This window comes from Methanobacterium sp. (assembly GCA_016222945.1).
In the GTDB taxonomy this organism is placed as follows: domain Archaea; phylum Methanobacteriota; class Methanobacteria; order Methanobacteriales; family Methanobacteriaceae; genus Methanobacterium_D.
On record JACRPY010000003.1, the window covers coordinates 48,266 to 72,985 of the forward strand.

A 24,720-nucleotide genomic window follows, 5' to 3' on the forward strand; every position below is an offset into this window, starting at 1 on the left:
AAAGTTCCTATTTTTATTTCTAAGTAAAATTCAAACTATAAATCTTTAGAAGACGCTTTATATAAAACTGCTTCAAGCTTATCAAGAGCATTACTAACTTGTTTATCAAATTCATAGAATTTATTGGCTAATCCCCTAAAGTAGGGTGCATAAACCTTATAATACATCAATCTATCTGGATCTATGCTGTTTTTTAGAAGTTCTGACCTGATTTCCTGCACTTTTTCTTGGATACTTGGATAAATTATGTCATCAGGATATTCACCTAAAAATATTCCATCAGCACCATTTTCAAATGCATATATAATATGTTTTGGCATTAAACGGTTTATTGATGAGATTCTGATAATTCGAACTGATTCTGGGTAGGATATTCTGTTTATTCCAATATTATCAGAGGCCACATAACCTATATAATCAACAAACGCCAGTATTCTCCGTTCACCATCTTTTTTATCCTTTAATATACCTGAGATTGTGGCAAATATCTGGCTGTCTGTTTGACCCATAATCTCAACTGCTTCATGCTTACATTTGGATATACATACTCCACAGCCGTTACATGCAATAGGATCAACTGATATACGTTCATCATGCATATAAATAGCCTTATATGTACATGCATCCACACAATCCCTACACATTTTGCATTTAGATGGATCAACCACAGCAATTGTTGGTTCTATTTCTAATCCTCCATTCATAATCTCTGAAACTTTAGATGCAGCTGCATTTGCCTGAGAAACACTATCAGTAATATCTTTAGGCCCCTGTGCAGTTCCACAAACATAAATTCCTTCTATATCAGTACTTACAGGTTTTATTTTAGAATGCTTCTCTTTTACGAAGAGATCTTCAGTAAGACCCACATTCAATGTCTCTGCTACACTTAAAGTACCTTCTGATGGTTCCATTGCCTCAGATAAAACAACCATGTCCGTTTCTATTTCCAGTTGTTCGCCTCGAAGAGTATCCTCTACTCTTACAACAATATTTTCTCCATTCCTTGATATATCTCCAGGCCTTCCCCTTATTAAATTAATTTCCTTTGATTGCACGTATCTAAAGTAATTTTCATACATTCCAGGTGTCCTCATATCTGTATAACAGATAACTATTTCTGTTTCAGGATAATAATGCCTTATAAAGCTTGCATGTTTTAATGCAACCATACAGCAAATTTTTGAGCAGTATCGTTTTCCTTCTGGTTTTTCATCCCTTGAACCCGCGCATTGTACCATTACCACTCTTCTAGGGATTTCACCATTGGAAGGCCGTAGAAGCTTACCATTTGTAGGGCCATTAACTCCCATTATCCTTGCAAGCTCCATTTGAGTTATCACATCATCATATCTTTCATATCCATACTCTGGACGTTTTTTAAGGTCAAATCCTTTATGTCCTGTTGCTATAACCACAGAACCAACGTTTAAAGGTATTATTTCACCTTTCATTGAAAGATCAATAGCATCCATTGTACAGACTTTTTGGCATTTACCACATTTAATACAGTGTTTTTCATCAATTGTGTAAACATCAGGCACTGATTGAGGGAACGGCTTATAAATAGCCTTTCTCATCATCAATTTTTCATTCCATTCATTGGGAACTTCTACTGGACAAACTTCTGCACAGTTACCACATGCAATACACCTATCTTCTTTAACATACCGTGGTTTCCTCTCAACAAGTAAATTAAAGTTTCCAGATCTTCTTTTTGATGATTTAAGCTCTGCATTAGTTATAATATTGATATTTTTATGCTGTACAGCCTCGTTTATTAATGGATTAAATAAGCATAATGCACACTCTTCTGCAAGCTTTTCTGGGGAGAATACTTTACCTATTTTTATCATGTTACCCCCAACAGTAGGCTTTTCTTCAATAATATCCACTTTTATACCTTGTTTAGCAAGGGAAAGTGCTACAGTTATTCCTGAAATTCCCCCGCCAATTACAGCCGCATGTTTTTTGGTCTTCCGGACAATAGCATCCAATGGACGAGCATATTTAACCCTTTCAACAGCCGCGTTTGTCAAGGATATAGCTTTATCTGTTGCTTTATCCGTATCAGAATGTACCCATGAACACTGCTCCCTTAAATTAGCCATCTCCAACAAATAAGGATTTAGAGGAGCTACATGATTTCTAAAGGTTTTTTCATGAGTAATAGGCGAACAAGCACCGATAACAACTCGATCCAATCCTTCTTCAAGTATGATGTCCCTAATATTCTTTTGACATTTTATAGAACAAAGATTTTCAAATTCTTTCACTACTTTAGCGTCGACTGAAGAACGAAGTTTTTCCATATCTACTGTGTCCGAAATATTTCCTCCACAGCGACATAAAAAAACACCGATATCTATACTGCTTTTTGGCGCATATCTTGAGAAAGGATAGTTATTCACTTTATTACCTCATAATAATTGATTTGTGATCTATTTTTTTTGAACTTTTTTGATCAACCACTCAAAAATTCGTAGAATTTTTGGTGCTTACAAAACTCTCAGTTTTGTAGCCGCAAAAAACTTCGTTTTTTGCATGCCCCGAAAACGGTGTTTTCGAGGGCTTTTTTTTAAAAGGTTGCCTTATAAACATGGGTTAATCTGCTTTATTTTCTTTAAAATAGGATCTACAGGAACTGTATGTGTTTGAACCCCAACTACTTTGTAAGGGTCAGCTCCAAGGGCAAGGGCCACAAATTGGGAAATATTAAGACAAATTATATTAAATTCTGTGTCTAATGATTTTCCAATGGATTTCTGGTTCCTATCAAACTGCATCTGACAATTAGGGCACATATGAAGCAAAATATCAACATCATGCTCTTTTAAACTTAGAAGTTTTTCAGCAGTCACAGAAAATGATAACTCTTTGTTCATATAACGTTGCCTGAAACCGTTGCCACAGGTACTGGTTTTACGGTCATACCAGTCTACGGTTTCTACACCGCATGCTTTTGCAAGAGTCTCTATAACCATTGGATCTCTTGCATTTCCAATAGTGTCTTTATGATGGACTTTGCAGTAGTGACATGCGTGATGAGCAGCCACTTTAAAGCCAGATAAATCCATTTCCACTAAATTTTCAATTTCTTCTGCTTTATTATAAATGATTTCAGCTGTATGGAAAATATTATTCCTTGAATCCATATCATCTGCATCATATTTTAAATCAGGCAAATTTGAATCTTCAAAAATCTTATTTACTTTTTCTCTTACATCTTCTCTATTATTTAAGATATTACAGGATTTTTTAAGTATAGCATAGCATGTTGCACATAATGTTGCTATATTTTTATGTTCTTCCTCTCTTGCAACCTGAAAATTTCTTGCTGCAAGCGCAGTAGTAGAAAACTGGTCAAATAAGTCAGCATAATGTCCTAAACCTGTGCAACAGGACTGCCGTTCACTTATGATATATTCCACTCCTAATTTGTCAAAGATAAATTTTGTAGATGATTCCACCCCGGGATATTCCACATTTACAAGGCAGCTTTTAAAGATTAGTATGTCTTTATCTGGTATTTTCTTCATCTTTGCACCGCTTTATCTTATTTAGCCTATTTTTAAATCCAGTTTTATCTAAAATTTTGTTAATTTCATTTATGTCCTTTTCTGGCAGGAACATGGACCCTAAATCTAAATTTTCTCTTATATCCTCAATATCTACTTTTAATTGAAGCCATTCCTTCCCAAAATCTTTTACTATTTCATCGAAGAAATCTGAGGGGATAGAACCAAGCCCCAATTCCAGGAAACTTTCACCGTAAGCTGAAAATAAGGCAATTTTAAGTTTTCCTTTTCCATTATCAATTGATTTTTGCCTTATTATTTGATTTATCTCACATGGACTATTATTTACAGGACATACACTGTGGCAAGTATAGCAATAAAAGCAATCCCAAATTATATCATCTGAAATTAGATTTTCATCTTTATCAAGTACTCTTTTAACTAATTCTCGTGGGTCATAGTCTGTGTGCCTTGCCGCAGGACAGACTGACGTACACATCCCGCATTGGATGCATTTAAGAATTCCAAGATTTTCTGATGCCTTTAAATCATTAATCACGCTTTCAGCGAGTTTAAAGGTGTTTTCACCTATTTTAAGAGTATTCATCTTGATTGTACCCCATATGTCTAATTAAATAATCAATTTAAAAAAATTTGATATTATAATAATTGCTCCTTTTAGTATATAAACTAAAATCAATACATCCCATAACTTGTCAGTTCAGTGCTTTAAGATGTTATGTTCCTATATATCTTGCATAAATTGATCTTGCAACTTTTTCATCGTTAGTTCCTTTAATTATTGCTCTTCCATCTCTAAAAACGGATATTTCATATTTATCTATCTTAAAAAGTAGTATGAAGTCTGCACATTTAGTACTGCCTAAATGTTCCAAGTTAGATGCCAATTCATGTAAATTTATTTCTTTTGCATTTGCAGGAGTTATTTGAATTGCATTCCTGCCACAAAGTGACGATATAACATCTTTATCTTCTGCATTTAAATAATCAAAAGTTCCATCCACGCAGCACGCACATTCTTCATTTTTTCTAACAAGTATATTGTCAAATGAGTTGTTCCACGCATCATATACTATCAAATTGCTGTCATGTTCATTTACTGGCTTTAATTCTCCAAGAAGTATTTTTAAGGTTTCTGTACTTGCCATTGAACCCATTATCACAGTTAAAGTGTTTAATACTCCCATTGTGTCACAAGTTGGAAGTGATCCTGCTTTAGGAATGTTTGGGTAAAGGCATCGGATGCATGCAGCTCCAGGCAGGATATTCATAGTCATCCCCGACATTCCAATTGCACCTGTGTAAATCCATGGTATTTTTTCCCTTACACAAACATCATTTATAAGCATTCTTGTTTGAATATTGTCTGTTCCATCTAAAACCAGATCAACATCCTTTATTATTTCATCAATATTTGTATGATTTAAATCTTTGACAATAGGGATGATTTCTATGGTAGAATTAATAGATTCCAGTTTTCTGGTTGCAGCTATTGCTTTTGTTTCTCCTACATCACTTTCATCAAATAACATTTGTCTTTGCAGGTTGTTCAATTCCACAAAATCCCGGTCTAAAATGGATATTTTACCGATTCCTGCACGTGTAAGGTTGTTTGCAGCAACTGTTCCCAGTGCCCCGCACCCAATAATAATAACATGGCTTTGAGCTAGTTTTTCCTGACCTTCTTTGCCAATGTTTTGTAAAATCGCCTGCCTTGAGTATCTATCCTGCATTATTTAACCACCTTTATCATTTAAATAGGATTTAAGTTGCTATAATCATTAAAAAATTAAATTTTTGTTTTCTTTTTTAATTGTATATCCTGAACAATGTTATTAGCTAATTTTTTTGCAAGTGCAGTTATTGTGAGGATTGGTGGCCTGCCAGGAGCTTGGGGAATAACACTGGCATCTGCAATAAAAAGACCTTTAATTTCTGTTTCAAGGTTTTTATCTACCACTTTACCCATTGCAGCAGTTCCACCAGGATGTGCACCCCGTATATGTGTTGAAACTATAGATGATGGATCTACTCCAATTTCAACAAGTAACTTCTCACTTTTTTCGTATCCTTCCTTCAATAACCCTAGATCTCTTTCTGTAAGAGGTTTAGTAATAGTTTTATCCTCATTTAGTTTTCCGTTAGCTTCATCGGCTATTTTAATCATTATTCCAATGACATCCTCAGGATTTGCATTGAATCCTTTATTTTTTAAAAGCACTATTAATTGGTTTGAAAAATGGGGCGATAGGAAGTAGGGGCCAAATTCAGATTTAACACCCATTGGAATTTCTTTATTGAAATTTATATCCTTTATATATCCCCCAATAGTTATAAAAAGATCACAAAATAACCCTTCACCAACGTTTTCTGTAATTCCTGAATTTTTTAATATTTGAGGCGTGTTTAATGCTCCTGCAGCAAGTATAACTTTCTTAACTTTAAATTTCTTTATTTCATCTCCTGAAATACCTTCAATTCCTGTTAATTCTTTTTTATTGTGGTTTATTTTTGTAACAATGAAATCTGAAATGAGTGTTGCTCCATTTTCAAGAGCTTCATTTATAAAATGTGTTGCATCCCATTTTGCATTGATTTTACATCCATTGATACATAGCCCACATCCATCACACTTAGAAAAATCTATAAACTTAGGCATAGGCTCCATGAAAAACCCAATATTTTCTCCAGCATCAACAATTTTACAAGTTGCAGGTCCCATTAAATCAGCTGGAAATGGACTAACCTTTAAATCTGCACTTGCGTCTATGAGTTCCTTAAAGAGATCAATGCCATGGATTTTAAATTGATTTGTTGCAGAATTTGAATAACAATTACTACATGCATAACAAGCATTTGCAAGAGAAACAGGAGTAGTACCTCCTAAATCTTCAATATACATCAATTCTGCAGGATAGTTAAGAAATTCATAATTTTCTTTGTTTTCATTGATTAAATCTAATTTTAAATCCATTTGAATATTTTTAATATGATTTACTGATTTTCCCACAGGATAACGTTTCCCTTTCTCTAAAATTAGGACTTTAAGTCCTTTTTTTGATAATTCTCTTGCTACTGTTGCGCCTCCAGCGCCAGTTCCAATTATTGCTATATCATAAGTCATAAATTTCACTTTAAAGTTAATTAAAAAATATTATTACAATTGTTATATAACAATAGTTATTTAAATCTTTTTCTATCCCCAAAAAATAAGTATCAGCAAATCCAAAAAAATAATTAGATATCAATTACTTAAAATAACAATAAACAGATTTTATGCCGTGAAATTATGAATAACCATATAATAATACTTCTTATTTTAGTAAACCTTTTATTAATGCAAATACCCTCAGTATCTGCATGGAATTGGAATACACATGAAGAAATAGTAGCAATTAACTATTATTCATTACCTCCAGATATTCAGCAAAATTTAGATTTGTCTGCAATGAAAGATGGTGCTGAAGCTCCTGACTTTAAATTTTTTGATTTTAGTAATCATCGTTATCCAAATAGCTACAATAAAGCAAGTTATTGGCTAAATCAGGGGCAATATTATTATAAAACTGGAGATTATCATTATGCAAGTTATTGCTATGGAGTAGCATCACACTACATAACCGACAGCTTTTGCGCGCCTCATTGTGGGACTAACGATAATAAACTGTATCATGTATTATATGAAGCTGAAGCAAGTTTTTCTACACCCCAATACATCCAATCCACTGATGATTTAAGCTCATCACTTTATAACGGACGTGTAAATGGAGAAATATCTTGGAATGACTGGATGCAAACAAAAAATAGATCAAATATACAAAAACCCCTAAATCAAGCTACAAGCACATCTTACACTGCCATATATCAATCTATAATTGATTCATATTTTATAAATTGAAATAGATGCTATTTATTCTTTTTAATTATTTCTTTTAACTCATTAATCTCTGATAACATTTCATGGCGCATATCGTCCATTTTAGCCTTCATTTCCTCTAAATTTTTATCAGATTCTTCTTTAGAGTCCCTTTCAATCATTATAGATGCTAAAGATGCCGTTAAAATACTCATGAGGAACACACCTGCAATCATTATGATTGCACCTGTCATTCTACCTCCAACTGATTCCGGACTTATATCCCCATAGCCTACAGTTGTAATAGTGACTATAACATACCACAATGCATCATCATAACTGTCAACATCATCATTTATACCTCCCTCTAATAAAAAGAATGAAACCGTTCCTGCTGCAATTATAAACAGAAATATAACCGCCCCATGAACTACATTAGTTTTTTTAAGGAATTCCAGAATGTTTTTCTGGCCCTTTTTAAGAAGTACCAGGACTCTAAAAATCCTTATTAACCTTATAAATCTTATGAATCCCATATAATCTGCTGAAAGCAGAATTAAAAAATCTACAGGTATCATTGCAACTATATCAATCCAATTTTTGCGTATATAATGCAATTTCTTTTCTTCAGTCCTAATCTTAATTACAAATTCAAAAAATAACACTATACAAACAAAAAGGTCAAAATCTATTATTAAACTGACAGTTTGAGGAGGAATATTAATAAATGTAATTAGAATAAGCAGGAATAAGTCTGTGATTATTAAAATGATTATTATGGCCTCTAAAATCTTCCTAATCCTACTGTCTATGGGCCATATTGGTTTTAAAAGTCTATTCCATTTTGGATTCATATAATCAGTTTAAAATTATTATTTAAAGATATAATAAATACTATTTACTTTCTTCTCTTGCAAAAATACATTCTGCAGTTTCAATAAACTTTTTATTATCATTTTCTGCAGCATTTTTAATATTCTTTATAATATCAGAGAAGATTTTATCGACAACGACTTGAGTGAGGTCATTTACTATTTTTTCTTTACCATTCATATCTCCAAGCATTCTAAAAGCTTTTTGAGTCTCTTGAGTTCTGATTTCCTCAGCATTTCGTCTTATATTTGAAATAAGAGTTTCAACTTCAAGCCGCTTTAGGGAATTCTTAAGAAGTTGAAGCTCTTCTTCAATAATCTCCATTGCATCTTCAGCTTCAGATTCCCTCATTTTCCTATTTTTGTCAGCTATTCCCCTTAAATCATCAATATTAAATAATTTAACACCTAATTCTTTAACTTCATCTTCGATATCTCTTGGATTTGCAATATCTACCATTACCATTGTGCTAAGTTTTCCAGTAGAAACGGCATTTTTCACTTTATCATAGGTTAAAATAGGATGAGGGGCACCTGTAGCGCTTATTATAACATCTGCATCACTCATAGCTTCATCAAGCCTGTCAAAATGAATTGCAGAACCCCCAAGCTCTTTTGCAAGACATGTTGCCCGGTCATATGTCCTGTTTGCAACGACTATTGCTTTAAGGTGTTTTTCCACAAGAGCCTTGGCAACAAGGGTTCCCATTTTTCCAGCACCAATCACAAGAACTTTTTTACATTTAAGGTCACCATGAACTGATTCTGCAAGTTCTACTGCTGCAGAACCTATAGAGATAGATCCTTTGTTTATATTTGTTTTTTTCCGTACAGATTGCCCTACATGAATGGCTTTGGTAAAAATAGCGTTTAAAATATTGCCTGCATTTTTCTCAGAAAGGCTTTTCATTCTAGAATCTTTTATTTGTCCCAATATTTGATCTTCACCTATTATCATAGATTCTAAACCACATGAAAGCATTAAAAGGTGTTTCAAGGCATCGTCATCAGTTTCAACCACAAGATTCTTAAAATCAAGATCTTCAAAATAACATTCATCTAAAACTAAGTAGAGTTCAGCGCGATTACATGTTTTAATTTGAAGATACTCGTCAATAATATGTTTATTCTTTATTTTCTCGAATATTTCATCCATTTGGCGAGTATATTTCTCGATTGTGTTGATATCAGCAGTTTTATGGTCGATTCTGATGTTTAGAATCACTTTATTCCCTCCGCCTTTCTCTCAAAGTTTATAAGGACCTAAAAATTTAAATTCTGTTTTATATATTCTTTAGCGCCCTTTAAATTCCCTTCTTTTAAATATTTTTCTACATTTTCATCATTTAGAATTTCATATAGATAAGCTCTGCGCTTTTTTTGGTTATTGACATTCTCTTTTAAAATGTTTCGAGTGAAATTTTGAAGCTCTAATTGTAAAATATCTTCCTCTTTTATTACCTTTTGTATTTTTTTTCGTAACTCTTTGGCCATGAGAGGGCTTTTTCCACCAGTAAATATACATAACTGCACATCCCCTATAAAAAAAGAAGATGGAACAATCAGATTACCCTCATCAGGAAAATCAGCTCGGTTTAAAAGTTTATCCGACGCAAATTTTGCAGCCAATTCATTTAATTCCCTGTCATTTGTGGCCACAACAACAATATTAGACCATTCAACCCATTTTTCTAATTCTTCAAGGGGTTTAAACTCTGCCCCAATCTCAATAATGTCATTTGGAATCTTTTTTCCAATTATAATAACGTTAGCATCAGCATTTAAGAATCTCCGGGCTCTTCTGCTCCCGACCTCTCCTGCGCCAACAACCAAAACGTTTTTATTTTCCATCTGCAAGAAAAGAGGAGTCCAGCCCATTATAAAACTCCAAATAAATTAAAAATCATATTTCAAGGTTTTTCATCCTTAAAATCTTAGCAGCCATCCTTAAATCATTTCCACATTCTTTAAGAACGCTATTTGCTTCTTCTTCCGGAACATCGAATGCATCAACAAGTGCTTTTACTTCTTCCTCGTTTGATGATGTAGATGCACCAACAATCTCTTCTGATAACTGCTTTTTAAGCTCCATGTATTCTTCAACACTCATATCTACCTTTCTCATGACCATATCCCTTAATGGGCATGGTTTAGACGGTTTACAGCACCATACAAGTGAACCGAAACATGTGCCTTCTCCTTGACCTAATCTTGTTTTCCGGCCAAATTCTTCTTTTTTAGCTATATATTCTTGAGAACTGATATTAACCTCCTCAAGCGCATATATGATTGGGCAGGGCTTTACTGGTGGGCAACAAAATGTCAAAGCTCTTTTATCGCCGCCTCTGCATACGTGTGATGGTGAATTTTCCCATGCCATTATATTCCTCCAAATATTTCATATTTGGGGTTTTCGAACACTATGTGTTCGGAACATGCAAAAAACTTTGTTTTTTGCTGTCACAAAACTTTCAGTTTTGTAGACATCGAAAATCTCTGATTTTCAATTGTTCGAAAAATACGCAGTATTTTCCTCAACCTCAAAAAACTCTCGAAATCAAAGATTTCTGAGCACGAAAATCTCTGATTTTCGTTTGCTTTGTTTTTTGTGGTTCAAGAAATGCTGCGCATTTCCTTCAACCTCCAAATTATCTTCTAAATTGATTAATATTAAACTAGAAGAATATCAAAAATTTATTCTTCTGTAAGCATCTTTTTCTTTTCTGTTGGTGTCAAATCTTCCACTATGGATGCTGGATCTCCTATTCTAAGGATTTTTCCACCTCTCATGAGGGCTGCTCTATCACATACATCCAGTACGAAATCCATATCATGAGATATAATAAGGAAAGTTTGATTTAACTCGTCTCTCGCCTTTCTTATGGAATCTGTGACCTGTACTCTTGTTATTGGGTCCATTGTTCCAGTAGGTTCATCAAGAATGATAATATTTGGTTCTTTTATTAGAACCTGGGCTAATGCCACCCGGTGGCGTTCCCCTCCACTTAATTCATCAGGATATTTTTTAAGTAAGCTATCTGCATATTCCTCGTCAAATCCAACTGCTTTAAGCACGTATAATGCCTTCATTTTTGCAAATTCTGCAGGTAATTCCAGACTAATAGCCTCAGTTAGGTTACCTAATACATTTCTATGTGGATAAAGACTGTACTCTTGGTGAAGAATACCCAGATAAGGCTTTACTCTCCCTCTTCCTAAAGGGCCAGATTGAGTCATGTCTACCCAGTCATCTCCAAGTTTTACGGTAATTTTACCAGTACTTGGTTCTGTTAATCCGTATAAAATTCGTGAAAGAGTTGTTTTTCCTGCTCCACTTAATCCCACAATACCAAAAATCTCTCCTTCATCAACAACGAGGTCAATACCATCTACAGCCTTTACCACTCCCCTTTCTATAGAAAAGTAGTGTTTTTTGACATTTTCCATTTTGATCATTGGGCCGCCAGTCTGGTATTCTGCTCTTTTTTCTGGGAGAGGGACTTGCTCTAAGAATCGTTTTACAACTGCTTCAGGGTCACCTTCATCTACAATCTCACCCTTTTCAAGCCATATCACATTATCCGAAAGCTTTCTCATTACTTCTGGCCAGTGGGATGTTATAATCATTGTAGTGCCTTTTTCTTTTACACCTTCAAGCAGTGCGTGGTGTAACAATTCGGCTGTTTTTGGATCAAGTGTCCCTGTTGGTTCATCTGCAAGAAAGATCATAGGTTCCTTTGCAATTTGTCTTGCAAGCACAACTCTTTGTTTTTCCCCACCACTTAAATCTCGTGCAATATGAGTTATTCTGTGGGTCATTTGAGTCATTTCAAGAAGATCTATAGCTATATATGTGCTCTCTTCATCATCATGATTATCAATAGATTTTATTACATTGTCAATTACACTATCATCTTCATAGAGCGCAAATGTACGTTGAAGCATTATTGAAATTCTTCTTCTAATTGCTGCAAATACTTTTCTGTCAGTATCCCACAGATCAACACTTCTTGCTTCAAATTCCCCTCCACAAGCACATTTTTGACCCACTCTTGAAGGTGCATCAACTGAAAGACATTTTGGACATATTGCAATATTATAAATAATTTTACCGCTGTCTGGTTTGTATTCTTTCATTCCACGAAGCATGTTAATCAGTACAGACTTTCCAGCACCGCTTCTACCTAAAATACCCAGCACACTGCCCTCATCAATAGTTATATTCAAATCTTTTAAAATGGCAACGCCATTAAATGTTTTAGTGACATTTTTTAGTTCTATAAAAGACATGCGATCACCTTTTGAAATAAATTTGAGAATTTTTTATTATAATATAGTATTGAGGTTTATATTAAATTTTTATAGATCATATCATAGAAAGGTCAAATGGAATATTTCCTTTAAGTGCAGCTCGAGCTATAGATATCCCATCTGCCCCTGCAGAAATCATTTCACGCGCAGATTTAAGATCACGGAGTGAATTATTCCCTATCAAAAATATGTTAGTGTTTTCTTTGATAGATTTAATAACATCAAGATCTGCATGATTATATCCTGGTTTCATAGCATCTACATGCAGGTAATCAGCACCTGCTTCTTCAACAGCTTTTGCTACTTCAATATCATCCACATTTTCAATATTTGCTCTGATCTTAACTGAAACTTTGCTATGAGCATTATCAACTATCTTTTTTGTAAAATCATATAATTTTTCAGTTTCATATAAAAGCCCTTGTCCACAGCCAATATCTGTAATTTCAGGCTGCCTACAATGCGCATTTATTTCTAAAACATCAATATCCGTTATTTTTGATATTTCAATCATAGGATCTGGAGAAACGGATCTTAAATTAACTGAAACCATTCCATTCCATGATTTTTTAATCATTTTTGCTTCTTTTTTTATAGAAGACATTATTTCTTCTTCTTTTATATCAAACTCTGATCTGCCTCTTTGAATAATTTTATGGCCTGCAGCTATGGTTAATTTATCTGCATTATACCCTCCGAGGGTTACCATGTCAAATCCATAAGGAACAAGTTTCTTACAAAAGTTTCCATCAGTTATTCCCGCCATTGGCGCTAAAACTTCAATAGCATTCACTCCACATGATCATAAAAAACTTAAATAAACGTAATATCATTAAATATGCTGATAAAAAATATAGTTATAAATTTCACTCTTTCATAACATGGACAAGATCATAGGTAAATCCTCCCCTTATCTCCTCAAGAGCTAGATCTGCCAAATTAGCAGCTTTTTCAGCAGTTGGAGCTTTCCCTATGCCTGCTTTAAGTGCTATATTTGTCTCATCCTCAATTTCTTCAATTATTTTTAAAATACCTTCCGGTTTAAGTCCATTACAAGGAGACATGAAGTTATCTCCACCTATAAAGAATAAAAGTGATCCTTTTTCAATTAATTTTTTCATTAAAAAGTGCTGAACCCTATTTACAATAAAAGAAGTATCATAAGCTGGAATTATATCAGTTAAAGAATCAGTGATTCCATTTATATCAATATGGGCAATTTGAACAAAACTATCTTCTTTATTTACAAGACCATCAATAGCTAAAATTTCCTTTCTCTCTTCTTGTTGTGCCCCTCCGTAATTTTGAAGAGCTGCTGTAGCATCTCTTTGAGCTTCATACGGCGTTTCAGCTGCACCAACACCCATACTCACTGTAATAGGATATCTGTTACCTATTGATTTTTGAATTCTGAGGTGATCCTCTACATCAGTGTTATTAGTAACTGCAAGCATGTTATCAAAACGAGTGAAAAACACAAGCCCTCCCTTAGCTGCAAATTGCCTTTGAAGGTCAGCGTAAAGTTCTGCTTGTAAAATTTGAAGGTCTGCTTCGGCCCTTGGAGTCGGAGTGACAGTCCATGGACCATAATTATCAATTTGAATTAAAGTCATTTGTATCATACAATTTCACCCAAAATACATCTTGCCAACTTTACTTTATCATCAATTGTCTTCATGTTTGTGTTTGTTATAGTGACATTAGATATTAGTTTTTCTATTTCTTTCTCGGATCCCATATCCTCAACATCTATTATGAACTTGTCTAAAAAATCCTGATAAATTGTTGCTACGCCCTTACTGGATACTTCAAAGCCCATCGCTTCCATAAACTTTGCTGCAGGACCACTTACTGGTTTTGACCCAATTATAGGAGATACCGCAACAACATAAGCATCTTTAAGGGCTTTTTTAACTCCTTCAATTGAAAGTATAGGTCCTATAGATGTTATCGGATTAGAAGGCCCTATTAAAACCATATCCGACGATTCAATAGTATTTATTAAATCTGGAGAAGGTTCAACAGCATTGTAGATTATATCTTCCACTTCTGGCTCTGCTCTTTTTTCCACCAGAAACTTATGGAAGCTCATTTCTCCTTCGTCTGTTATGATCTTGATATGTGATTGCTCATCACTCATGGGAACGATCTTGGATTTAATGCCTAAATTCTTTCTTTGGAGGTTAATAACCTTAGAAAGAGCATATTTCCCCATTAAGATTGTTTTCTGGATTTTTATGGCACGATCTTTATCTCCGATTCTTAAAATTTCATCATGCCCGATTTTTTTTAAGGTTTCATGAGTTATAAATGTATCATCCTTTATGCCATACCATGTGTCTTCATTTATCATCCCAGAAAGAGTGTACATCACAGTGTCTACATCTGGTGCTATATAGTTTCCAGATATATATGTATTTTCTACTGTATTTACAATTATATTCAGATCATCTGGATCAATTATTTCCAGCATTCCCTGAATTAATTTTGGTGTTCCTGTTCCACCAGAAAGTACTGATATCATATAACTCCTCTCTTAAGTACCATATATCCCAAAACAGATTTTAATTGCAAAAAATCATATATTATATAGTTTATCGGAATACATCATATTCTTTAGGCCTTATTAGATCATTAATGGTTGCATTCTTATTTTTTAAGTCTTTAATGTAATTTACGCCTTTTATTAAAACTACAGGTATTCCCTCATCTGCTTGACCCATAACAATTGACGCTGCAGAAGCTAACTCATCTGCAACCGCAATACTTGTGGTTTGAAGCTCCCGACCATATAAATCCTTCTCACATTTTCTATCCCACAACGGATTCATTCCAGAAATTCCAATTGCTGTCCCAATGGCTCCTTCTCTAAATGCTCTTCCTTGAGTATCAGATATTATAACAACTACCTCTTTATTTGTTGTTTTTTCTATTTTTTCCCTTATAAAATGAGCACTTTGATCTGGATCATCAGGAATTGGAGTCGCCATACCATTATCAACATTTGATTCATCTATACCTGCATTTGCACAGACAAATCCATGTTTTGTCTCAGAAATTATAAAATCAGGCCCTACTTTTAATATTTCATTGGAATTTTTGATGATAGCTTCCACAAGTTTTGGATCTTTCCCTGTTTTTTGTGCAAGCTCAATTGATTTAGAGCTTGTTTCAATATCATTAAGATTGATTTTATTTCCTTCTGCCTTGGATATTATGGTTTCAGCAATAACAAAAACATCTTCCTTTTCAACTTTAATTTTGCTTTCAGCCATTGCAGTTAATGTCAAATCTGCAATATCATCCCCTCCTGTTATTATGGGGATGTTTTCAATTCCAATAATCCTTATTTCCATTTATTCACCCAAAAACCGAATAATTTACAAAGAATCTATTTTCCATTCCTTATCTGCAAATGCAGCCACCGAATCTACAGGATTAGTGAATTCTGAAAATTTTCCACCATCATATATAAATTTAGAAGCGTCTTTTGCATCACTAGAAATAAATTCAACATAATTTGGTTTTATATGTTCATATGTGGATATGTAACACGCTTCCTGTGGTTTGACCTTTTCTACAATGATTCCTTCATGAGTTACAATTCCAATATATGATTCACCATCTAAAGTTGTAGCTCCTGCAATTCTAGGAGTGTTAAAGTCGTCTTTTTCATAATCCATAGTAAGTAACGTTAATGCAATTGAATCGCGTATATTCATTCCAGAAGCTATTTTTTCTGCGATTATATCTGTATGGGAACCATTTGAAACAACTGCAATATCTTCAACAATTTTTATACAATTATAAGCAATATACGGGTTTTTAAAAACATCTGTTTCATATCCTTCCTTAGGTATGATAGCTGCCCTATCTTCAAAGGTTTTTACCATCCTATTGGGAAACGATCGGCTTGAAACTCTGTATGCAACAAAATTTCCATTATCTGTGCTTCCAACTGCTAATATTCTTCCAAGATACATTTTTTCACCTTTATTTCGTTTATATTGTTATGCTGAAGCTCTCACAGCCTTATCTACAGGGAAACCTGGTGGAGTAGTTATAATAATCTCTCCATTTTTAGGCCTTATGATTATTTCGCCCTCATCAATAACTGTTGTATGAACCGCGATAGCCCCATTCCTTATATAGCTGGACATATCTTGCCCATTAACTATTACCTTTTTTAAGCCTGCAACAGGTATTAAATAATATTCTGATGGTCCGCTGCTTTGCTGGGATACTTGTGGCTTACCTGACGTGGATTGAGTTTGATCAGCAGCACTAAAGCTACTTGTAACCATTAAAAATATTAAAATTGTGAAAACAACATCAATAAATGGTACCATATTAAAACGAGGATTATTTTCCCTTAATTTAGTTCTATATTTGTTTACATCCAGCGCCATTTGATAACTCCCATAAAATGGATAAATTTAATTAATTAACAATTTATTGCATTAATTTACTTTCAACAATCTCTGCTTTGGTATTACATTTTTCCATAAGTATGTTAGGAATACTTTTTTCAAGCATGCTTGGCTTTAAAGCCACCCATACATTTGCATCTGCATCTTCAACCTTTTTAACCTTAACAATTCCCTCAGATTCTTTTAATGCTTCTACTGCCAGTTCTGGATCAATTGTAACCTTTAATCTCATAACTGCCGATCTCCAGTTAGTCATCTTCTTTGCAATCTCTATTTTATCCATTTCATCTTCTATTTTACCAGTTATATAAGAATGAAGTGGAAGCAATAATATTGCCACCGTAAGTCCTGCTATTGTAGTAATTAAAGCTATATAAATCCCTGCTGCCATTCCTGAAGGGTCAGCACCAACGCCAAGAGCTTTAAATGTGTACCACATACCCAGAACTGTTCCAATTAATCCTAAAAGAGGGGCAATTTCAATAACCATTTTAATCGTACCTACTCCCCTGGTCATTCTTCCCATTTCCACGATGAAAACACGTTCCATAGCATCCTCAACTTCTGTTTTATTTCTGTAACCAATTTTTAAGGCTTCTGAAATGATTTTGGAGATAGGATTTTGATATTTTCCAATAGAACGCAATGCTTCAAGAGAACCACCCTTTTCCATAGCTTCATGCACCGTTCCCATAATCAAAGGAGGAGAAACTTTTGATATTCTACGTAAATATAATATCTTTTCAAATGAGGCTAAAATGCCGTATATGCCTATAATGGTTATTATATAGGTTATAATTCCCCCGCTTTTGAACATTTCCAGTATTGTGCCAAATGTACTGCTTAAAAATTCATAGATCATTGTATCATGTCCTGAAGGGTTCTATATAAAAAAATACTTTATCATTGTAATATCTATATGATTTTTTTATTGTTATTTAAGTTATATTATAGTTACTTACGGTTCTTTTGTACTGTTGCCCATGAACGTCTGACAAAATCAGGTAAGTTTTCATAAGAGAATCTCTTTAAAAATGCAATTGTCTTTGGATCACTTGGATATCCTGATCCTATGTCCTTGTATTCTTTTTTTAATTTTTCAATTTCCATGTCACGTTCAACTTTAGCAATTATAGATGCTGCTGCTACAATTGGGAACTTATCTTCGGCCTTGTGTTCAGCAATTACCTTAAGGCCATCTCTAAAATTCTCCATTTCGTCTCGAAATCTTTGAGGCTTAACATCAATACAATCAATATAGGCTACATCAGGGTTACAGAGGCCTATGACTTTTTTTATAGCGATTTTTTCTATTTCATTTAAATTAATGTTTTTAGATCTTAAATTATCTATATCATGAGCTTGTATATGGACAGTGTGGCATTCAGCTATTTTATTTATTCTTCGGGCCATTACTTTCCTTCTTCCAGGAGTTAATCGCTTGGAATCTTTTAGTTGAAGTTTTTCAAGCTTTTCAAGCTTTTCTTCTTCAACTGCAACTCCTCCTACTACAAGAGGTCCAATTACAGGTCCTCTTCCTGCCTCATCTATGCCTACAATCTTCATTTTGTTTTAGATAATGGTTTTATTAAAAATAAAAAAAGAGTTTTTAAAAAATAAGTTGTGGTTTATTTCATTGCTTTTAAACGCACTTCTGGTTCAAGTGCCCTTGGTTCTGCAGCCACAATAGCAGTTCCTTTTGCAACAACTGTCATTGGATCGTCTGAAATCTCAACAGGAACTCCTACTTCCTCAAATATCCGTTCTTTCAATCCGTTAAGTTGTGATGTTCCACCAACAACTACAGTTTCCCTATAAACTCCAGATATAAGTTCAGGAGACATTCTTTCAAGTATAACTGCTAATGCTTCTGATAATTTAGCTATTACTTCTTCTGCTGCGTCTGCAACTAATTGTGAGTCTATTTCTACTTCTTTAGGTTTGTTGGTTTCCATATCTTTCCCAATTACAGTTGTTTTATTAATTTCCATATCTGATTGAGAATGCACCATTCCTACCTGTATTTTAGCTTTTTCAGCTTCATGAAGTCCTATTTCAACATTGTACTTTTCTTTAACTTTATCTACAATGTTATCATCAATATTATCTCCACCAAGTCTTATTGTCTCGATGTCAGTAATTCCACCAAGAGAAATAACCACAATATCACTTGATCCAGCACCAATATCAATCACCATAGTACCTGATGCTTCTGCAATTGGTAATCCTGCACCTATTGCTGCTGCAAGCCCTTCACTTATAACTAAAACATAACTTGCCCCTGCTTTTCTGCCTATCTCTTCAACAGCATTCTTTTCAACTTCTGAAGCATCCCCTGGAATACCGATTACTATCCGATCAATATGCCCCATAGATTCTCCTGCGCCTTTATCCATAGCATATATCAAAAGAGCTTCTGCTTGAGCTACACTTTCAATAACTCCTTTCCTTAGAGGCCTTACAGCAATAATATCTTCAGGTGTTCTTCCAAGCATAGACTTAGCATCTTCACCTACTGCAAGTACATATGATGAGTCTTCTTTCTTAACTGCCACTACAGAAGGTATTTTATACAGATCAAATTTATCTCCTGATGGTTTTGCGACAACTGTGTTAAGTGTACCTAAATCAATTCCCAATGTATTTGTCATTTTTTCCTTTATTACTTCTTTTTCTTCTTTCTTTTTTCCAAAAAGATTCATATTATTCCTCCTTTAAAATTTCCTTAAATCTTATTACGAATATTTTGTTTGAATTTGCAATTTCTTTGATCTTCTCTTTATATTCTTCACTTGTTGATAATAAAACTGTTGATAATGCCACGTCTGCCATTTTAAATAATGGATCAACGATATTTCGGATAAAATTAGGCAACCATCGAGTTATATAAACATCAGATTCTACAAAACCAGTTGTCTTATCTTCTAAAAGAAATGATGCCTTAACTGTGCTTTTCTCAACATCGCCTAAAAACTTCTTAATATTATCTTCAGGTCCCACAATTAGCATGAGATCAGATTCTTCCTCAACATAATAAGGTGCTATTTTAAGGTACGCACCACCGTTTTCTTTAGATATTAAACTCAAATCTCGTATTTTATCTGTTTCACCATAAAGCATTATAAAATCAGACGTTTTGGTTACAAATGACTCTCTAGTAATTATGTGTTCTCTGCAAAGTATTTTAACTCTTTCTTTATCAAGTATTGCTTCATATGCAATGGTGTTTACCATTTCTTCATTACCGGCTATTACACACCATATTTCATCTGAATCCTGCATCGTAGATACTTTTGCAGCTTGTCTCAACGTTTTAATTTTATTTTCTATCATTAATACCACGCCTTCTTTTCATGGTAGAATTCAATTTATCAAAATTTTAACATGAATAATTTATTAGATATTTGATTATTTATTTTAGTTGAATTGTATACACTATAAATTTACTTATATTAAGTATAAAATTAATTATATTTTAATTAGATATTCTAAAGTATATTATGACAATATAATATTGGTATAATTAATAAACTTTTATAAATTGATAGAATAGGTATATATGCATTAATATCTTAATGTGTTTAACTAATTAAGTTTTTTGACAAAATAATGTATGTTTATTCATTATTTTATAATATTAAGCAAAAACAGCTTTAATATTAAAATTTAATTCAAAATAGTACGATAAATAATAAAGAGTAATATAAAAAAATTTTAAAGTCAATCAATTGTATACATAATATTGATTCAAATTTAATTGATTATTAGAATATGAGGTTCATATGTTCGTTAAAGGAACTTTAAAAAAAGCAGGCATATTATTAACATTAGCAGTTTTACCATTCCTGTTTGGATACTTTCTACTGAGTTTCATTATTTTTTCAGCTATTGCATTCCTTATGCAATTTTTCAGAGACCCGAAACGTAAAGTACCAACAGAAAAAGGAGCTGTAGTAGCTCCTGCCGATGGGAGAATACTAAAGGGAAAAATTGATAAAATCGAAATAGTTGAACACGACGACCCTTTAATGGAACAAATAATCGATGAAGGAGAAAAAGGAATTCGCGTAAGCACGTTCATGTCTCCTTTTGATGTTCATGTAAACCGATCACCTATTTCTGGGAAAATTATAGAAACAAAATATCATCCCGGGAAATTTAAAATGGCTTTTGGAGATATTGAAACAGAAAATGAAAAAAATTTAATAGTTATTGAATCTGAATATGGAAAATTTGGTGTTATCCAAATTGCAGGATTTATTGCACGACGTATAGTTCAATACGTCAAAATAGGTGATGAAGTAAAAGTAGGAGACCGACTCGGAATGATAAAATTTGGATCAAGAGTAGATCTAATATTGCCTTGCAAGAACAGTAAATTACTGGTTAAAGAAGGACAAAAACCAAAAGCTGCAGAAACTATAATTGCAATAATGGCAGAGGATAAAACAAACCCGTGATGATGACACGTATAACATTACACAATTAAATAAAGTACATATTAATTATTAGAAATTTTAAATTTATTAGAAAAAAAAATGGAATTATCAATTTGCCGAGTTGCTTGATACTCCCATAAACATCCCAAAGTCATTGAATCTGACTATTCAATATAGTGCAATTTCAATAAAGTATATGTATAATGAGTTATTAATGAATTAAACGTGAGTTTAATATGAATATACGACATTATACATCTGTTGCAGATTTAGTTTCAATTGCAAATGCATCCTCCGGATTTTTGTCCATTGTGATGATAACAATGGGTAATTTAGTATTAGCAGCTAAATTTATTTTATTAGCCGTTATATTTGATGCACTTGACGGATGGGTTGCTAGGAAGATAAACAGAGAAGACGAATATGGTTTTGGTAAAAATATTGACTCTTTATCAGATATCATATCTTTTGGTGTTGCTCCGGCAATGCTTTTGTATATGTCTTACTCGTCCTTTGGAGCGCCTTATTTAAACTTAGCTGTTGCTCTTTTAATAGTTATATGTGGATTATTAAGGCTTTCAAGGTTCAACGTAATTACAGATGCATCTGATGATAAATTTATAGGATTACCTATCCCTGTAACTGCTCTAGTGCTCGGATCATTTTTCCTTTCAGGATTATTCCAAGCAGATATAGCACTTGTTATCATGGGAATAGTATCATTACTTATGATAAGTACCATTAACTATCCTAAATTTAGAGACATTAAAATAGTAGCTGTAAGTAGTATTTTGGTAGTGGCGACACTTTTACCTCAAAATTTTTTATCGAATATTTCATATTTACCCGCAAAGCTTTTATTTATCATTATACTACTATATTTAATAGTTGTGCCAATTATAGATTTATATACCAGATTCATTAGAAGTGGTCCGAATGTTAGATAAAATACGTGGAAAAAAGAAAGATGATAAAGATGCCCCTGATCTTCGAGGGAATAATAAAAAGAAAAATGATTCTGATATAGGAGGACGCCTGAAAGGTATGGTGGGGAAAGTAACGGGAAAATCAGACAATCCCCCAAAAGAAGCAAAGAAAAATCCTCCAGAAAGAAAGATGCCCAAGCCTATGCCTAAACCAATGGCCAAACCTGGTGAGACGCCAAGGTTAAGGCCCCCACAAAGGAAATCTGACAGCAAGAGGCCAATAAGAAGTGGTGGAAGTGGTGTAAGGGGCGGTTTTGGAAGAAAAATTCAAGATGACGACCAAAAAACGCTTATAGGGTTAGTAGTTGTTGCATTTATAATAATTGTACTAGGTGGAGCATTATATTATTTCTTCATTCAGGCACCTTATACTGAAGCATTTAATGCTGCTAAACAAGCCAAAATCAATGAGGTCAACACATACTTTACAGGTCCATTAACAACGGATCCAAGAGGGATAGACCTTCGAATTCAAATTGACAGTGCACAGACACCATTTCAAGTAGATGCTATAGATGTAATGGTTCCTGCAACACAAGCATGGCGGGAATACCAATCCGGGCAAATTACGAATCAAACGGATCCATATGGAAGAGTTATGTTTGTTTATGCTGCAGGTGGTCAAAAGAACGTAGTATTAAAAGCTGCTGACGCGCAAGCTGTTGTAAATACCCAATTAGATGCAAAAAGTTTAGTCGACATAACAGTTAAGAAACCTGACACTGTAGCTATTCCAATAATCGTTTCAAGGCTGCAAGCTGCAGGAGGTTTAGTAAATGTTGGAAACTCTGTTGATGTGTATTTGATGAATGCAACATCAAATACGACAGTAGCAAACAATACGACTAATACTCCTAATATAAGCGGAGCAACTGTTCTTGCAATATTAAGAGCCAAGGACAGTGGAGTTATAGTGGCAAATAAATCACATGCACAAGATATGGCTATTAATAATTTAGTTCAAATGAGTTCACGTAGTGAATCCGCCACTCAAGATGTTGAGCAACTTATAAGGGCTGTTTCTGCCAGAAATTGGGATGAAAACGAAGTAAGCACTTATCTAAACTCTTATGGCTGGAGGTTATCCGACTTTGAAAGAACTTCAAACCTGGGAGAACTTGATGCACAATATCTATTGCTGCTGGAAGTTCCAAGGGAAAACGCAATATTCCTCATTCAAAATATGAACAATGTAATATTAACTGTTCCAACCCAACAAGCACCTAACTGGATGGTTAAGGAGCTTAAAGCAATATACGGATGAATAATATCTAATTAATCGTTAAAATAGTATAAAGAGGAATTTAAATGGATATAAATAAATTATGTGTGGGTATTATTATCCTATTAACATTCGGAGTGATATGTGGCATTACAGCCAATAATAATGCAGTTTATGGTGTAGACCAATGGTGGCAAAACAATAACGCAGAAGCATGGATACAAGCCAATGACTCAAGTGTTTATTTTAGTGGACTTACAGCAACAATCCATGTTCGAATAAAGAACAATGCAGATCATATTCAATATTTCAAAATAAGTAATGTATACACTGGAAGTCTGGTTGAAGGTTCCACAATACAATGGATTATTGACTGGACATCCCCTCCCGCAGTTAAAATGGTAGATGCAGTTAGCCCCGAATTAGGCGGAGATATGGGATGGAAAATCAATCCAGGAGAAACAAAGGACATAGCATTCAAACTACATGCAGTTGGACCAATGGGAGATATTCCCTCTTATATATTTAACGCAGGTGCAGTTCCAAACACATACTGGCCTTTAATTCCCGATCCAGGGATGATGAATTCATTTTTCATACCTAATGAAATTGAATATTTAAATCCTAACCTGGATCTTCAACACTGGAAAGGAACATTTTCATTCTTACTTACAAATGTAAAAACATGCCGTGTACACGGAATAGTAAGAGCACCAATTGTACCTACAGATTCAAAACTTACATATAGCAACCCCCGAATTACTTTCATTGAAAAAAAACTATTAATGGATATTGCGTCATGGGACGTTAACCTCGGAGCTGGTGCTTCAGCATGGTTCACTTACACTTATGAATGGCCTTCAGGTTCTTCTTCATCAACAACAGGAACTTTCTCATCTCCCTCAACATCAGTACCCAAAACTAGTGCAACTACAAAAACATCATCAGTACCCACACCAGAAACAGGAGTACCCTACGGATTGTTTGTAATTGGAGGAGTTTTAGCTGCTGGCGGACTAATTTATGCCAGATTCATGAGATAAATCCAAAACAAACAATAATTTA

Annotated in this window: 25 protein-coding genes; 5 read left to right on the plus strand and 20 right to left on the minus strand. The window is 33.9% G+C overall.

Annotation, left to right across the window (positions count from 1 at the left end):
* Nucleotides 1-35: 35 nt before the first annotated feature.
* The 5 genes from HZC47_04855 to HZC47_04875 all read right to left on the minus strand — a co-directional run bounded on the left by HZC47_04855 (nt 36) and on the right by HZC47_04875 (nt 6,663).
* Nucleotides 36-2,312 carry a hydrogenase iron-sulfur subunit gene (locus HZC47_04855; GenBank protein ID MBI5680205.1) on the minus strand — a complete coding sequence of 759 codons (2,277 nt, stop codon included), beginning with the start codon at nt 2,310-2,312 and terminating at the stop codon, nt 36-38.
* Between the two features lie 279 nt (nt 2,313-2,591).
* Nucleotides 2,592-3,539: a CoB--CoM heterodisulfide reductase iron-sulfur subunit B family protein gene (locus tag HZC47_04860; protein ID MBI5680206.1), complete on the minus strand. Its 948-nt coding sequence runs from the start codon at nt 3,537-3,539 to the stop codon at nt 2,592-2,594.
* Entirely contained in the window at nt 3,520-4,125 is a 606-nt protein-coding gene (locus HZC47_04865; GenBank protein MBI5680207.1) for a 4Fe-4S dicluster domain-containing protein, read from the minus strand. Before HZC47_04865 ends, HZC47_04860 begins: the two co-directional genes overlap by 20 nt.
* 130 nt (nt 4,126-4,255) lie before the next feature.
* Nucleotides 4,256-5,272, minus strand: coding sequence for a ThiF family adenylyltransferase (locus HZC47_04870; GenBank protein ID MBI5680208.1), 1,017 nt, complete (start codon nt 5,270-5,272; stop codon nt 4,256-4,258).
* Between the two features lie 56 nt (nt 5,273-5,328).
* Complete coding sequence (locus tag HZC47_04875) at nt 5,329-6,663, minus strand: GMC family oxidoreductase (GenBank protein ID MBI5680209.1); 1,335 nt, start codon at nt 6,661-6,663, stop codon at nt 5,329-5,331.
* 165 nt (nt 6,664-6,828) lie between these two features.
* On the opposite strand from HZC47_04875, the gene HZC47_04880 reads away from it, so the two are divergent.
* Complete coding sequence (locus HZC47_04880) at nt 6,829-7,437, plus strand: zinc dependent phospholipase C family protein (GenBank protein MBI5680210.1); 609 nt, start codon at nt 6,829-6,831, stop codon at nt 7,435-7,437.
* Nucleotides 7,438-7,445: 8 nt separating this feature from the next.
* Here HZC47_04880 and HZC47_04885 read toward each other — a convergent pair whose 3' ends face one another.
* From HZC47_04885 to HZC47_04955, 15 genes are all read right to left on the minus strand, one after another.
* Nucleotides 7,446-8,249 (minus strand): ion transporter, encoded by an 804-nt coding sequence (locus HZC47_04885; GenBank protein MBI5680211.1) that lies wholly within the window; start codon nt 8,247-8,249, stop codon nt 7,446-7,448.
* A gap of 40 nt (nt 8,250-8,289) precedes the next feature.
* Nucleotides 8,290-9,492, minus strand: coding sequence for a glutamyl-tRNA reductase (locus HZC47_04890; GenBank protein MBI5680212.1), 1,203 nt, complete (start codon nt 9,490-9,492; stop codon nt 8,290-8,292).
* A 38-nt stretch (nt 9,493-9,530) separates the two neighbouring features.
* A complete protein-coding gene (locus tag HZC47_04895; GenBank protein MBI5680213.1) occupies nt 9,531-10,145 on the minus strand; it encodes a bifunctional precorrin-2 dehydrogenase/sirohydrochlorin ferrochelatase in 615 nt (204 codons plus the stop codon).
* A gap of 25 nt (nt 10,146-10,170) precedes the next feature.
* A complete protein-coding gene (locus tag HZC47_04900; GenBank protein ID MBI5680214.1) occupies nt 10,171-10,647 on the minus strand; it encodes a methanogenesis marker 9 domain-containing protein in 477 nt (158 codons plus the stop codon).
* 314 nt (nt 10,648-10,961) lie between these two features.
* Nucleotides 10,962-12,557 (minus strand): methyl coenzyme M reductase system, component A2, encoded by a 1,596-nt coding sequence (atwA, locus tag HZC47_04905; GenBank protein ID MBI5680215.1) that lies wholly within the window; start codon nt 12,555-12,557, stop codon nt 10,962-10,964.
* Nucleotides 12,558-12,633: 76 nt separating this feature from the next.
* Nucleotides 12,634-13,344 carry a tRNA-dihydrouridine synthase gene (locus HZC47_04910; GenBank protein ID MBI5680216.1) on the minus strand — a complete coding sequence of 237 codons (711 nt, stop codon included), beginning with the start codon at nt 13,342-13,344 and terminating at the stop codon, nt 12,634-12,636.
* A 100-nt stretch (nt 13,345-13,444) separates the two neighbouring features.
* Nucleotides 13,445-14,200: a GTP cyclohydrolase IIa gene (locus HZC47_04915; GenBank protein MBI5680217.1), complete on the minus strand. Its 756-nt coding sequence runs from the start codon at nt 14,198-14,200 to the stop codon at nt 13,445-13,447.
* The gene (locus HZC47_04920) at nt 14,197-15,102 is read right to left on the minus strand and encodes a 2-phospho-L-lactate transferase (protein ID MBI5680218.1); all 906 of its coding nucleotides are present in this window, start codon (nt 15,100-15,102) and stop codon (nt 14,197-14,199) included. The genes HZC47_04915 and HZC47_04920 overlap by 4 nt, the downstream gene beginning before the upstream one ends.
* 70 nt (nt 15,103-15,172) lie before the next feature.
* On the minus strand, nt 15,173-15,934 hold the full coding sequence (locus tag HZC47_04925) for a coenzyme F420-0:L-glutamate ligase (protein ID MBI5680219.1): 762 nt from the start codon (nt 15,932-15,934) through the stop codon (nt 15,173-15,175).
* Between the two features lie 24 nt (nt 15,935-15,958).
* On the minus strand, nt 15,959-16,561 hold the full coding sequence (locus tag HZC47_04930) for an IMP cyclohydrolase (protein MBI5680220.1): 603 nt from the start codon (nt 16,559-16,561) through the stop codon (nt 15,959-15,961).
* Nucleotides 16,562-16,588: 27 nt separating this feature from the next.
* Entirely contained in the window at nt 16,589-16,987 is a 399-nt protein-coding gene (locus tag HZC47_04935) for a biopolymer transporter ExbD (protein MBI5680221.1), read from the minus strand.
* A 43-nt stretch (nt 16,988-17,030) separates the two neighbouring features.
* Nucleotides 17,031-17,870 (minus strand): MotA/TolQ/ExbB proton channel family protein, encoded by an 840-nt coding sequence (locus tag HZC47_04940; GenBank protein MBI5680222.1) that lies wholly within the window; start codon nt 17,868-17,870, stop codon nt 17,031-17,033.
* Between the two features lie 92 nt (nt 17,871-17,962).
* On the minus strand, nt 17,963-18,574 hold the full coding sequence (locus HZC47_04945) for a ribonuclease HII (GenBank protein ID MBI5680223.1): 612 nt from the start codon (nt 18,572-18,574) through the stop codon (nt 17,963-17,965).
* Nucleotides 18,575-18,636: 62 nt separating this feature from the next.
* Nucleotides 18,637-19,710: a rod shape-determining protein gene (locus HZC47_04950; protein MBI5680224.1), complete on the minus strand. Its 1,074-nt coding sequence runs from the start codon at nt 19,708-19,710 to the stop codon at nt 18,637-18,639.
* 1 nt (nt 19,711) lies between these two features.
* The gene (locus HZC47_04955) at nt 19,712-20,341 is read right to left on the minus strand and encodes a hypothetical protein (protein MBI5680225.1); all 630 of its coding nucleotides are present in this window, start codon (nt 20,339-20,341) and stop codon (nt 19,712-19,714) included.
* Nucleotides 20,342-20,790: 449 nt separating this feature from the next.
* Here HZC47_04955 and HZC47_04960 point away from each other — a divergent pair, with 449 nt between their 5' ends.
* The 4 genes from HZC47_04960 to HZC47_04975 all read left to right on the plus strand — a co-directional run bounded on the left by HZC47_04960 (nt 20,791) and on the right by HZC47_04975 (nt 24,698).
* On the plus strand, nt 20,791-21,468 hold the full coding sequence (locus HZC47_04960; GenBank protein MBI5680226.1) for a phosphatidylserine decarboxylase family protein: 678 nt from the start codon (nt 20,791-20,793) through the stop codon (nt 21,466-21,468).
* A 215-nt stretch (nt 21,469-21,683) separates the two neighbouring features.
* Nucleotides 21,684-22,394 carry an archaetidylserine synthase gene (locus HZC47_04965; protein ID MBI5680227.1) on the plus strand — a complete coding sequence of 237 codons (711 nt, stop codon included), beginning with the start codon at nt 21,684-21,686 and terminating at the stop codon, nt 22,392-22,394.
* Entirely contained in the window at nt 22,384-23,697 is a 1,314-nt protein-coding gene (locus HZC47_04970; GenBank protein MBI5680228.1) for a DUF515 domain-containing protein, read from the plus strand. Before HZC47_04965 ends, HZC47_04970 begins: the two co-directional genes overlap by 11 nt.
* A 44-nt stretch (nt 23,698-23,741) precedes the next feature.
* Nucleotides 23,742-24,698, plus strand: a complete 957-nt coding sequence (locus tag HZC47_04975) for a hypothetical protein (GenBank protein ID MBI5680229.1) — start codon at nt 23,742-23,744, stop codon at nt 24,696-24,698.
* The last annotated feature ends 22 nt before the right edge of the window (nt 24,699-24,720 follow it).

Bases quoted from the DNA above. Each gene is read 5' to 3' on its own strand.
- HZC47_04855 (MBI5680205.1), bottom strand. From the start codon at position 2,312: ATGGAAAAACTTCGTTCTTCAGTCGACGCTAAAGTAGTGAAAGAATTT.
- HZC47_04860 (MBI5680206.1), bottom strand. From the start codon at position 3,539: ATGAAGAAAATACCAGATAAAGACATACTAATCTTTAAAAGCTGCCTT.
- HZC47_04865 (MBI5680207.1), bottom strand. From the start codon at position 4,125: ATGAATACTCTTAAAATAGGTGAAAACACCTTTAAACTCGCTGAAAGC.
- HZC47_04870 (MBI5680208.1), bottom strand. From the start codon at position 5,272: ATGCAGGATAGATACTCAAGGCAGGCGATTTTACAAAACATTGGCAAA.
- HZC47_04875 (MBI5680209.1), bottom strand. From the start codon at position 6,663: ATGACTTATGATATAGCAATAATTGGAACTGGCGCTGGAGGCGCAACA.
- HZC47_04880 (MBI5680210.1), top strand. From the start codon at position 6,829: ATGAATAACCATATAATAATACTTCTTATTTTAGTAAACCTTTTATTA.
- HZC47_04885 (MBI5680211.1), bottom strand. From the start codon at position 8,249: ATGAATCCAAAATGGAATAGACTTTTAAAACCAATATGGCCCATAGAC.
- HZC47_04895 (MBI5680213.1), bottom strand. From the start codon at position 10,145: ATGGGCTGGACTCCTCTTTTCTTGCAGATGGAAAATAAAAACGTTTTG.
- HZC47_04900 (MBI5680214.1), bottom strand. From the start codon at position 10,647: ATGGCATGGGAAAATTCACCATCACACGTATGCAGAGGCGGCGATAAA.
- atwA (MBI5680215.1), bottom strand. From the start codon at position 12,557: ATGTCTTTTATAGAACTAAAAAATGTCACTAAAACATTTAATGGCGTT.
- HZC47_04910 (MBI5680216.1), bottom strand. From the start codon at position 13,344: ATGGCGGGAATAACTGATGGAAACTTTTGTAAGAAACTTGTTCCTTAT.
- HZC47_04915 (MBI5680217.1), bottom strand. From the start codon at position 14,200: ATGATACAAATGACTTTAATTCAAATTGATAATTATGGTCCATGGACT.
- HZC47_04920 (MBI5680218.1), bottom strand. From the start codon at position 15,102: ATGATATCAGTACTTTCTGGTGGAACAGGAACACCAAAATTAATTCAG.
- HZC47_04925 (MBI5680219.1), bottom strand. From the start codon at position 15,934: ATGGAAATAAGGATTATTGGAATTGAAAACATCCCCATAATAACAGGA.
- HZC47_04930 (MBI5680220.1), bottom strand. From the start codon at position 16,561: ATGTATCTTGGAAGAATATTAGCAGTTGGAAGCACAGATAATGGAAAT.
- HZC47_04935 (MBI5680221.1), bottom strand. From the start codon at position 16,987: ATGGCGCTGGATGTAAACAAATATAGAACTAAATTAAGGGAAAATAAT.
- HZC47_04940 (MBI5680222.1), bottom strand. From the start codon at position 17,870: ATGATCTATGAATTTTTAAGCAGTACATTTGGCACAATACTGGAAATG.
- HZC47_04945 (MBI5680223.1), bottom strand. From the start codon at position 18,574: ATGAAGATTGTAGGCATAGATGAGGCAGGAAGAGGACCTGTAATTGGA.
- HZC47_04950 (MBI5680224.1), bottom strand. From the start codon at position 19,710: ATGAATCTTTTTGGAAAAAAGAAAGAAGAAAAAGAAGTAATAAAGGAA.
- HZC47_04955 (MBI5680225.1), bottom strand. From the start codon at position 20,341: ATGATAGAAAATAAAATTAAAACGTTGAGACAAGCTGCAAAAGTATCT.
- HZC47_04960 (MBI5680226.1), top strand. From the start codon at position 20,791: ATGTTCGTTAAAGGAACTTTAAAAAAAGCAGGCATATTATTAACATTA.
- HZC47_04965 (MBI5680227.1), top strand. From the start codon at position 21,684: ATGAATATACGACATTATACATCTGTTGCAGATTTAGTTTCAATTGCA.
- HZC47_04970 (MBI5680228.1), top strand. From the start codon at position 22,384: ATGTTAGATAAAATACGTGGAAAAAAGAAAGATGATAAAGATGCCCCT.
- HZC47_04975 (MBI5680229.1), top strand. From the start codon at position 23,742: ATGGATATAAATAAATTATGTGTGGGTATTATTATCCTATTAACATTC.